10 protein-coding genes are annotated in these 11,037 nt (G+C 61.2%); all 10 read left to right on the top strand.

All coding sequences use genetic code 11. The annotated features are described in order from the left end of the window. Positions 1 to 5 precede the first annotated feature (5 nt). The 10 genes from rfbA to HV773_RS01075 all read left to right on the top strand — a co-directional run bounded on the left by rfbA (position 6) and on the right by HV773_RS01075 (position 10,873). A complete protein-coding gene (gene rfbA, locus HV773_RS01030) occupies positions 6 to 884 on the top strand; it encodes a glucose-1-phosphate thymidylyltransferase RfbA (RefSeq protein WP_175194077.1) in 879 nt (292 codons plus the stop codon). A gap of 7 nt (positions 885 to 891) precedes the next feature. Continuing rightward, positions 892 to 1,464, top strand: coding sequence for a dTDP-4-dehydrorhamnose 3,5-epimerase (gene rfbC / locus HV773_RS01035; RefSeq protein WP_175194080.1), 573 nt, complete (start codon positions 892 to 894; stop codon positions 1,462 to 1,464). Between the two features lie 87 nt (positions 1,465 to 1,551). Then, the gene (locus tag HV773_RS01040; protein ID WP_175194082.1) at positions 1,552 to 2,967 is read left to right on the top strand and encodes a mannose-1-phosphate guanylyltransferase/mannose-6-phosphate isomerase; all 1,416 of its coding nucleotides are present in this window, start codon (positions 1,552 to 1,554) and stop codon (positions 2,965 to 2,967) included. Between the two features lie 2 nt (positions 2,968 to 2,969). Further along, positions 2,970 to 3,794 (top strand): ABC transporter permease, encoded by an 825-nt coding sequence (locus tag HV773_RS01045; protein ID WP_175194084.1) that lies wholly within the window; start codon positions 2,970 to 2,972, stop codon positions 3,792 to 3,794. 1 nt (position 3,795) lies between these two features. After that, the gene (locus HV773_RS01050) at positions 3,796 to 4,548 is read left to right on the top strand and encodes an ABC transporter ATP-binding protein (RefSeq protein ID WP_175194154.1); all 753 of its coding nucleotides are present in this window, start codon (positions 3,796 to 3,798) and stop codon (positions 4,546 to 4,548) included. 102 nt (positions 4,549 to 4,650) lie between these two features. Beyond that, positions 4,651 to 6,033 carry a phenylacetate--CoA ligase family protein gene (locus tag HV773_RS01055; RefSeq protein WP_175194086.1) on the top strand — a complete coding sequence of 461 codons (1,383 nt, stop codon included), beginning with the start codon at positions 4,651 to 4,653 and terminating at the stop codon, positions 6,031 to 6,033. Then, on the top strand, positions 6,030 to 7,595 hold the full coding sequence (locus HV773_RS01060) for a polysaccharide deacetylase family protein (RefSeq protein ID WP_175194088.1): 1,566 nt from the start codon (positions 6,030 to 6,032) through the stop codon (positions 7,593 to 7,595). The genes HV773_RS01055 and HV773_RS01060 overlap by 4 nt, the downstream gene beginning before the upstream one ends. Further along, a complete protein-coding gene (gene wecB / locus HV773_RS01065) occupies positions 7,592 to 8,707 on the top strand; it encodes a non-hydrolyzing UDP-N-acetylglucosamine 2-epimerase (RefSeq protein ID WP_175194090.1) in 1,116 nt (371 codons plus the stop codon). Before HV773_RS01060 ends, wecB begins: the two co-directional genes overlap by 4 nt. After that, on the top strand, positions 8,700 to 9,911 hold the full coding sequence (locus HV773_RS01070; protein ID WP_175194092.1) for a glycosyltransferase: 1,212 nt from the start codon (positions 8,700 to 8,702) through the stop codon (positions 9,909 to 9,911). Before wecB ends, HV773_RS01070 begins: the two co-directional genes overlap by 8 nt. Further along, positions 9,908 to 10,873 carry a glycosyltransferase gene (locus tag HV773_RS01075; RefSeq protein WP_175194094.1) on the top strand — a complete coding sequence of 322 codons (966 nt, stop codon included), beginning with the start codon at positions 9,908 to 9,910 and terminating at the stop codon, positions 10,871 to 10,873. Before HV773_RS01070 ends, HV773_RS01075 begins: the two co-directional genes overlap by 4 nt. Positions 10,874 to 11,037 lie beyond the last annotated feature (164 nt).

An 11,037-nucleotide genomic window follows, 5' to 3' on the forward strand; every position in this document is an offset into this window, starting at 1 on the left:
AATATATGAGAAAAGGCATCATCCTAGCGGGCGGGTCAGGTACTCGGCTCTATCCGATCACCCGTTCCGTTTCAAAGCAACTGCTGCCGGTGTACGACAAGCCGATGATCTACTATCCGCTGTCGACGCTGATGCTCGCGGGTATTCGCGACATCCTGATCATTTCGACGACGGAAGACACTTCGCGCTTCTCGGAGATGCTCGGCGACGGTAGCAACTGGGGCATCAATCTTCAGTATGCCGTGCAGCCTTCGCCCGATGGGCTCGCGCAGGCGTTCGTGATCGGACGCGACTTCGTTGGCGGAGATCCCTCGGCGCTCATTCTCGGCGACAACATTTTTCACGGCCACGATCTCGTGCGTCAGTTACAGCGCGCCAACGCATGCACTGAGGGTGCGACAGTCTTCGCATACCATGTGCAGGACCCGGAGCGTTACGGCGTCGTAGAGTTCGACGATGCCATGCGTGCGCAGTCGTTGCAGGAGAAGCCGCTCAAGCCGCGGTCGAGCTATGCGGTGACTGGCCTGTACTTCTACGACCACCAGGTCTGCGATATCGCTGCGGACATCAAACCCTCGGTGCGTGGCGAACTCGAGATTACGGACGTCAACCAGCGATACCTCGAACTTGGGCAACTGGATGTGGAAATCATGGGTCGCGGCTACGCTTGGCTCGATACTGGCACGCACGACTCGTTGCTCGAAGCGTCGAGCTTCATCGCGACCTTGCAGAAGCGTCAAGGCTTGATGGTTGCGTGTCCTGAGGAAATCGCCTATCGGGCCAAGTGGATCAGCGCGGAGCAGGTCGACCGCCTCGCGCAGCCGCTGCTCAAGAGCGGCTACGGGCGATACCTGAAGCGTATCCTGGCCGAAACGATCAAGTAGAAAATCGATGAATCTGACGCTTACACGTACTGCGCTTTCCGATGTGATGATCCTCGAGCCGAAGGTGTTCGGCGACGATCGTGGTTTTTTCTTCGAGAGCTTCAATGCGAAGACCTTTGAAGTAGCCACTGGATTGAAGAGGGAATTCGTCCAGGATAACCACTCACGCTCCGCGCGCGGCGTGCTGCGCGGGCTGCATTATCAGGTCCAGCATCCGCAGGGCAAGCTCGTGCGCGTGATCGCCGGCGAAGTCTTCGACGTCGCTGTGGACATCCGCAAGCAATCGCCTACGTTTGGCAAGTGGGTCGGTGTCACGCTGTCCGCGGAAAACAAGCGGCAACTCTGGGTTCCGGAAGGCTTTGCGCACGGCTTCGTTGTGGTGTCCGAGCATGCGGAATTTCTCTACAAGACCACAGATTACTGGTACCCAGAGCACGAGCGCAGCTTGTTGTGGAGTGATCCCGATCTCGCGATCGAGTGGCCCGTCGACGGTCAGCCGCAGGTTGCAGCAAAGGATGCGGCGGGCAAACGTCTTTCAGAGGCCGAAGTGTTCGAAAGTGAACTGGCGCTCGGTCACTAGTCGAGGCGCCCTGTGTGCCCCGACGGATTGCACGGTGGGTGACGCAGCGGCTTGGATGAAGAGATTTGAATGAATGAAGAGGGTCTTGTGAAATTGATACCTGTAATCTTGTGCGGCGGCGCGGGTTCGCGTTTGTGGCCCGTCTCCCGCGAACTGCATCCGAAGCCTTTCATGCGTCTGGCCGATGGCCAGAGCCTGCTGCAGAAGGCTTTCCTTCGCGCCGTGGATTTGCCCGGCGTGGAAGAGGTGCTGACTGTCACGAATCGCGAACTGTTTTTCAAGACGGAAGACGATTTCCGTGAAGTGAATCATGGCAACCGAGCCACGTCGTTCATTCTCGAGCCGTTCGGCCGCAACACGGCGGCCGCCGTTGCGGCGGCCGCGCTGCGCGTTGCGGCAACGCATGGTCCTGACGCGACCATACTCGTGCTGGCGGCGGACCATTTGATTGCCGACCAGAGCGCCTTTGCGGCCGCCGTGAAGCGCGCGCAGGAACTGGCTGCTACCGGCAAGGTGGTGACGTTCGGCATTCGCCCGGAAGCCCCTGAAACCGGCTACGGCTACATCGAGGCCGAGGGTGACAAGGTGCTGCGATTCGTCGAAAAGCCTTCGCTCGAGAAGGCGCGCGAATACGTGGAATCGCAGCGCTTCCTGTGGAATTCCGGCATGTTCTGCTTCACTGCAGCGGCGATTTTGCGCGAGTTCAAACAGCACGCGAAAGACATTCTCGAAGCAACTGAAGCGTGCCTCGCGGAGTCGCGCGTAGCGCAGGCCAACGGCTGGACTCAGGTCGAGCTGACGGCGTCCGGTTTCTCGAAGGTGCGCGAGGATTCGCTTGACTACGCGATCATGGAGCGCTGTGCGCAGGCGGCGGTCGTGCCTTGCACGATTGGCTGGAGCGACGTGGGTTCGTGGGCGGCCGTCAGCGAATTGGCCAAAGCTGATGCGGAGGGCAACCGCGTGGAGGGCGAAGCGCTCCTGCATGACGTCCAGAACTGCTATTTCATGAGTCAGGACCGTCTGATCGGCGCGGTCGGTGTCGAAGACCTGATTGTCATCGACACGCCCGACGCACTGCTGGTGGCGAACCGCCATCGCACGCAAGACGTCAAGCACGTCTATGCAACGCTAAAGGCGCGCGGTCACGAGGCATACAAGGTGCACCGCACGGTGCATCGCCCTTGGGGCACATACACTGTTCTGGAAGAGGGCACGCGCTTCAAGATCAAGCGTATCGAAGTGCGTCCCGGCGCGAGCTTGAGCCTGCAGATGCACCACCACCGCAGTGAGCACTGGATAGTCGTGAGCGGCATGGCGAAGGTGGTCAACGGCGATCAGGAGCTCTTCATCTCGACAAACGAGTCGACGTATATCCCTGCCGGGCATAAGCATCGCCTTGAAAATCCTGGCGTGATCGATCTCGTGATGATCGAAGTACAGAGTGGCGAGTACCTGGGCGAAGACGATATCGTTCGCTTTCAGGATATCTACGGGCGCGCCTGAAAATGGTTGAACTCGTCTCGACGAATCGCACGGGTGACGATGTCGCCGCTCATACGCCGGTCGACGATCTGCTTGTTGGCCTCAAGGCGACGCGGATCTGGGGCACGCTCGGGTGGCATGACATCAGGCAGCGTTACCGCCGCTCGATCATCGGTCCATTCTGGTTCACGCTGAGCACGGCGATCATGGTCATCGTGCTGGGCGCGCTGTATTCGACGCTGCTGCATCAGGAAATTTCCAACTATCTGCCGTATCTCGCCGTGGGGCTGGTGGTGTGGCAGTACCTCGGATCGATGGCGAACGAAGGGTGCATGTCCTTCATTGGCTCGGCTTATCTGATCAAGCAGATACGGATTCCGCTAACCGTCCATGTGTGCCGCATCGCATGGCGCAACTTCGTCATTCTCCTGCACAGCCTGCCGGTCATCATCGTCCTGATGGTGAGCTTCGGCAAATGGCCGACGGTGGAAATGCTGCTGGTGCCGATTGGTCTTGCGCTGCTGTTTTTGCATGGCGTTTGGCTGGGCGTCGCGCTTGGCGTGTTGTGCGCGCGCTTTCGCGATATTCCACCGATCGTGACGAATCTGGTTCAGGTCGTGTTCTTCTTTACGCCGGTGATGTGGTCACCGGAGATCCTGAAGAATCGTGCCTGGGTCGCCGAATACAACCCCCTTTATCACCTGATCGAAACGATCCGTGCGCCGCTTACGGGACGCCCGATTTACTGGGAGTCCTGGGCATGGTCAGTCGGCCTGCTTGTGGTCGGTTTCGCTTTCGCGCAGTACCTCATGCGCAAGTACCGCGACCGGGTTCCTTACTGGCTTTGAAATCGTGAGTTCATCCATTGTCGCACGGGAAATCTCAGTTGCATTTCCCATCTACGAAAACTCGCACCGGTCGCTGAAGAAGGCCGTGCTCAATCTCACCACGGGTGGCCGCATTGGTCAGGATGCGGGCCGCCACGCGGTTGTGACAGCGCTCGATACGCTGAGTTTCAGCATCCACGACGGCGAGCGCGTCGGACTGGTCGGCCATAACGGTTCCGGCAAGACCACCTTGCTGCGCACGCTGTCGGGCGTCTATGCGCCCGTCAGCGGGAGCCTCGAAATGCGAGGCAAGGTGGCCTCGTTGCTTGACGTGTCGATGGGGCTCGACCCTGACGCGACGGGCTTCGAGAACATCTATCTGCGTGGCATTCTCGACGGGCTCAAGCCGGCCACCATTCGCAGCAAGGTCGACGAGATCGCCGATTTCAGCGAACTTGGGGAGTATCTGAACCTGCCGGTGCGTACGTACTCGAGCGGGATGATGTTGCGGCTGGCTTTCGCCATCTCGACCAGCGTCGAGGCCGATATCCTGATCATGGACGAATGGCTGAGCGTGGGCGATGCAGACTTCAGCGCGAAGGCGCGCAAACGTCTCGATGTGCTCGTGGGCAATGCGTCGATTCTCATCGTGGCGACGCATGACCCAAAGCTGATTTCACGCGTGTGCACCCGCCGCATCGAAATGCAGCATGGCCGCATCGTGTCTGATGCGCCGGTGGAAGCTGAGCCGGCCGACGCGAACGACGAAATATAACCGCACCGCACTGCGCTCGTCAGAGGCGGGCCGGAGCGCAAAGGGCGCGCGGAGCGAAATCGCCTTGACGTCCTTTGCAGTCAACATCATTACGGATTCGTTATGCGAGCTGATCATCCCTTGCTTCGCTGCGGGACACGCGCGATGTCCTACCAGCCATTTCGCACACTTAAAGGTGTGGTTGGCGGGTATATCGGTTATCCGATTGCGGAACGGCGCGAGCAGCGCAGCGTCACGCCCAAGGTCCACGAACTGGAGCGGCACTACGCGCTACCCATGGCCCAGCGCCGGCAGATCGCCTTGCGCCGGCTCAGCGAGATTCTCCAGCTCGCGGGCGCCAAGGTGCCTTACTATCGCGACCTGTTTCGCGAAAAGCAGTTCGATCCTGCCAGCGTGCTTGACGATCCGGCTCGCCTCGAAGCATTGCCGTACCTGACCAAGGACATCATTCGCGAGCAAGGCGAGCGTCTCTATTCGCGTCCGCTCGCGGAACTGCGTCATCACGCGTGCAAGACGGGCGGGTCGACCGGGCTGTCGTGCACGATCTTCTACGATCAGGAAGCCGCCGACTACTCGTCGGCGGTTACGCGTTATGCACGGCTTCGCGCGGGCAGGCGTGCCTGGCGTTCGGAGTTGCACTTCGCCTGCCGGTTCCCCGACGCCGTCGTTCCACAATGGCCGTCGCGCGAGGATTTCAAGTGCTTCGCCAATAACCGCAGCAACATCTTCTTCGACCGCATCGACGACGTCGGCCTCGAAGAGGTCTGGCGTACGCTGCAGCTTCGCAAGCCGTACCTGGTGCACGCGCACCCATCGACGATCTACGCACTCGCTTGCTACATCGAGCGCAAGTACGGACCGAGCAAGACGTTCGAGGTGTTCGAGTCGAGTGGCGAGCTGCTCGAGCCGCACATGCGCGAAGTGATTGGCCGCGCGCTGCAATGCCGCGTCATCGACCGTTACGGGCTCGCGGAGCTTGGTGTCATGGCATATGAGGTAGACGGTCATGAAGCGGGCTTCCAGATCTTCGAATCCGAAGGCTGGCCGGAAAACCGCGCGCAGCCGGAGCATTCGGACGGCGCGCGCGAACTCGTGTTCACCGGCTTCCGCAACCACCTGATGCCGCTTATCCGCTACGCGACGGGCGATCTTGCCGAGGTGGTCGAGCGAGACAACGGTTTTTTCCTGACCAATGTGGTTGGCCGTATTCACGACGTTGTGCCTATCAATGGCGTGGCGCATCCGACGCACCACATTCAGGACATGCTTGACCACCGCGTGGGCGGCATCCAGGAATTCCAGATCGATTTGCGCACCGAGCCCCCGACGCTGCGGATCGTATCTGAGCCCTGGGCGAACCAGGATGATACGCTCGGCAAGCTTCGCGTATTCTGGGGCGAAGCTTTCAAGGTCGAATTCGTCGGCCACGATGGGCTGGTGCGGGTTGGCCAGCGCGCGAAATTCAGGCATGTGGTGACTGGATGATCGGAGTACTTTTCCCGTTTGGTGCTCGCCAACAGGGCGAACTGGTGACGGCGGCACTTGGCCGCAGCGTCACGCGTCATCAGGTTCGCGAGATTTCGCGCGCCCATCTGGCGAGCGTCGATACCCTCGTTGTCGTGGATCTGCCCGATAGCTGGGGCACCGAGGTTGTGATGTGGCTGCGCGCGGCGCCGCGCAAGCTGGTCATTTTCGGTCACGTGCCGGCGCATCTCGTCGAACATTTGCGCTGGCAGCCGGACGCTTGGCCTGACACGCTCGCCGCTGCGAGCCGTAGTGAGTCCACGCCGGCGCGCGCCTCGCGCGCGAGTGCGGCCACCGTCGTATACGGCGAGCGCGCCGTGCTGCTGGGGGCCACGGGTTGGCAACGTCCGTTCGAACGCTTCGACTTTACCGATGAGTGGAACAACCTCGGTTACGGTGCGATTCGCGCGGCCGAGCCGCTTTGGGGTCTCGCACACGCGCTCGACACTGGCGCGGCGGAAGTCGCGCGTGTCGAAATCGATGGCCAGCGCGTGGCCTCGTACGCCGCGCTGACTGACATCGAGCAGGGCAGCGTGCTGTGGTTCAATCGCGCGGTGGGTCCGCTGGACTCCTTCGAATGGCGCGCAGTCGAGCGTTTTCTTAGCGACCACCGCGCCAGCGATCTGCCGTGTCACCCGGTGCTTACCGAGGTGCCTTGGGGCTTTGATGCCGCGATCACTTCGCGGCTCGACTGTGACGAGGACGTCGAATCTGCGCGTGCGCTCTGGGAAACGTATCAGGCGCAAAACGTACCGTTCACGCTCGCCGTGCACACGACGACTCTCGCCGACTCGCGCAATCATGCGATCCTGGTCGAACTGCTGGAAGCCGGCGGCGCCGTGCTTTCCCATACCGCGACGCACGCACCCAACTGGGGCGGGAGCTATGAGGCCGCGCAGCAGGAGGGCCTGCAATCGGCTGCTTTGCTCCGCGAAGTGACGGGTGCGCCGGTGCGCTACGCCGTTTCGCCGTTCCATCAGTCGCCGCCATATGCCCTGCAGGGGCTCGCGGATGCGGGCTACGCAGGTTGTGTCGGCGGAATCATCCGCAATGATCCGGAGTTCGTACTTGCGCGCGGCGGCGCGCTGGCCGGCATGGCAGAAGGCTTCGTCGGCCATACGCAGCAGTGCATGTTGCATGGCGACTGCCTGCTAGCCGACGGCGACCCGCTCGCGATCTTCAAGGAAGCATTCGATCGCGCGTACGAGACGGACACCCTGTTCGGCTATCTCGATCATCCGTTCTCGCCGCGCTACGCCTACGGCTGGCCCGACGAGCAAACGCGTATCGATGCCCACCGCGAGCTGATCGCGCACATTCGCCGCAAGGCAGCGAAGCCGCTGTTCCTGAACGAGGAGCAGGCGCTCGATTTTCTCGCGCTACGCGCTCAAGCGCGCATCCTAGACGATGACGGAGGCTTCCGTTGCGTTGTGCCGCGCGCGCAAACAAACGGTGCAATGCAGGTCACCGTGCAGTTCAAGGGCCAGGCCATGCCGCTCACGTCGGGAGCAATCCTTCGATGAGTGTGGCTATCGTGTTCGGGACGCGTCCTGAGGTCATCAAGCTCGCCCCGGTTGTCGCACAACTGCGCGGCCGCACGGACGTGCGCGTGATCAGCACCGGCCAGCATCGGGAGATGCTCGCGCAGGCACTGAACTCGTTCGATCTGATACCCGACCTTGATCTGGATTGCATGCGCGCGGGGCAGTCCCTTAACGAATTGTCGGCGCGTCTGATCAACGGTCTCGATGCGTGCTTCGCTAGCGAGCGCCCGGACTGGGTGGTCGTGCAAGGCGACACGACGACCGCGTTCTGTGCCGCGCTGAGCGCATTTCACCGCGGCATTCCCGTCGCACACGTCGAGGCGGGCCTGCGCACCGGCAATCTGGCAAGCCCGTTTCCGGAAGAGGCCAACCGCAGCATGATCGGGCGAATTGCTACGCGCAGTTTTGCGCCGACCTCTGCGGCACGGCAGCACCTGCTAAGCGAACACTTGCCGGCCGAGTCGATCGTCGTAACGGGTAACACCGTCGTCGACGCCATCGAACACATGCGCAACAGCTGGATGCACGCCGATCTGCCAGTCGCGCGCCGCTTTGACGGTGATGTGCGCCGGATTCTCGTGACCTGCCACCGCCGCGAGAATTTTGGTGGCGTGATGGTCGAGATCTGCGCGGCGCTGCGACGTCTGTGTACGGCATATCGCGACTACGAATGGATTTTCCCGGTTCATTTGAATCCGGCTGTCCGCGAGCCCGTAATGGGCGAACTGCAGGATGTCTCGAATCTGCGGCTCATCGAGCCGGTCGACTATGCAAGCAGCCTCTATCTAATCAGCCGAAGCACACTGGTCGTTACCGATTCGGGCGGCATTCAGGAAGAGGCACCATCATTCGGAGTGCCAACTGTCGTAATGCGTAACCATACCGAGCGGCGCGAAGGCGTCGACGCCGGGTTCTCGACGCTTGCCGGACAGACTGCACAAGGGATCGAGTCCGCGGTACGCGAATGGCTTGACGAGCCGGGGCGTCTCGCAAGCCTGCGCGCGCGCCCAAATCCGTATGGAGACGGCCGGGCGGCCGCGCGCATTGCCGGCGAATTGCTGGGCGCGCCGCTGGAGAACTTCGATGGTTGATACCCGCATGCCGGACAGCACGGGCGATTGCATTCTCTTTTCGACCGCCGACTGGGACGAACCTTATTGGACTAACAAGCAGCATACGGCGGTCGAACTGGCGAGGCGCGGTTGGCGCGTGCTGTATGTCGAGAGCGTCGGGATTCGCTCGCCGCGCGTGGCAAGCCGGCGCGACTGGAAGCGGCTGTGGCGCCGACTGCGGCGCGGCGTCCAGTCCGTGCTGTTCGGCGCACCCGCGCGCGCGCAGAACATCTGCGTGCTTTCGCCGCTGACGTTTCCGGCGCGCCACCACTGGCCGTTCGTACGGGAATTCAACCGGTCGCTGCTGCGCTGGACCGTGAGGCGCAGCGCGCAAGCGCTCGGCTTCAGGAAGCCTGTGGTCTGGACCTATCATCCGTTTCTGCTGGATGCGATCGCCACGTTCGAGCGCGGTCCGCTCGTCTACCATTGCGTGGACGATCTGAGAGAGATCCCGGGTGTGGACGTCGCCGCGTTCAACACGGCCGAAGAACGTTTGCTTGGGGAGGCGAATGCGGTTTTCACGACCGCGCAGTCGCTCAAGGAGCGCTGTGGCCGCCTGAATGCGAATACGCATTACTTCTCGAACGTAGTGGATGCCGCGCACTTCGGCGAGGCGTTGCAGCAGGGCGACTTACCGCCCGAACTGGCGCGAATTCCGGAGCCGCGCATCGTCTATCACGGTGTGCTTTCCGATTTCAAGGTCGATTTGTCGCTGTTGATGAATGTTGCGAAGATGCGGCCGGACTGGCATCTCGTCCTGATAGGGCAGGAGCGTGAGGGTCAGCAAAGCCCGCTCGTGGCGGAGCTCGCGAAGTTGCCCAACGTGCATATGCTGGGCTATCGCAGCTATGAACAATTGCCGTCGTATCTGCGCGGCATGCAGGTCGGGATGCTGCCCACTCTGCTGAATGACTACACGCGTTCGATGTTTCCAATGAAATACTACGAGTACCTGGCAGCCGGCTTGCCGGTTGTCTCGACACCGCTCGCCTTTACTGCCGACGTGACGCAAGGGCTGGAGATTGGGGGGTCCGCGCAAGAGTTCGCTGCGGCCATCGAGCGCCAGCTCTCGCGTGGCCGCCTGAGCGCTGACGAGGCCAACTGTTACGTTGGCGAAAACACTTGGGATGCGCGCACGGCAAAGATGCTGGAGTACATTCAATCACCGAGGCCTGCTTTATGAAGGTGCTGTTCTCAACTTACCCGATGGCTTTCCACACGCCTGGAGGCGGGGAAGTCCAATTGCTTGCTTACCGCAAGCACTTGCCTCTGCACAATGTGGAGGTCACGCTATTCGACCAGTGGGAACCTCGCTTTCTCGAGTACGATGTCGTGCACTTCTTTTCGTGCATCAGCGGCTCGGCGCATTTTTGCCATTTCGTCAAACGACTGGGGCTGCCGCTCGTGGTGTCCGCGAGTCTGTGGATCACTGAAGCGACGCGGCATCTCTATCCTATCGACGAAATCCGCTATCAGCTCGATCTCGCGGACCGCGTGGTAACGAATTCGAATATCGAAAGCGACACGCTGGCGCGCGTGCTGGATTTGCCGCGTGAGAAGTTCTCGACAGTCTACAACGGTATCGACGAGTTCTTTCTGAAGCCCGGCCATCCCACGGCATTTCGCGAGCAGCATGGCCTGCAACAGCGCTTCGTGCTGAACGTCGGCAATATCGAGCCGAGAAAGAATCAACTTAGTCTGGTTCGCGCGATGAAGGCACACCCGGACGTCAAGCTTGTCCTGATCGGGCAGCAGCGCGATCCCGAATATTCGCAGGCCGTCCTGCGAGAGGGCGGCGATCAGGTCATGTATCTCGGCCCGATGCCGCATGACGATTTGCTGCTTTCGGCATATGCCAGCTGCGATCTGTTCTGCTTGCCAAGCACGCTAGAAACGCCGGGACTCGCGGCGCTGGAAGCAGCAGCGCAACGCGCGCCCCTGTTGATCACGAGCGAGGGTTCATGTGAGGAATACTTCGGCGGCCATGCGCGCTACGTGCCGCCGGGAGACGACGCTGTGCTTGCCGCCGCGCTGGGCGAGGCGCTCGCGGTGAGCGAGCCCGGCGCAGGAAGCTTCAATTCAGCGGATTTCACGTGGGCGAGGACCACGGCTGAGTTGCGCGACGTGTATCGCGAACTGGCTTGACGGGCGATCTGGAAACGATTGCGCGCGCGGGGGAGTCTCGCGCCAAGCACATCTCCTAATTCAGGCATTGATATGAAACCTGGTTTTCTCAAACAAGCGACTGGTCAGCGGGCGAAGCATCATCTCATGATGGTGACGCACGTTCTGCCGTATCCCCCTGCCGC

Origin of the sequence: Paraburkholderia caffeinitolerans (assembly GCF_902859945.1) — a bacterium.
GTDB lineage: Bacteria > Pseudomonadota > Gammaproteobacteria > Burkholderiales > Burkholderiaceae > Paraburkholderia > Paraburkholderia caffeinitolerans.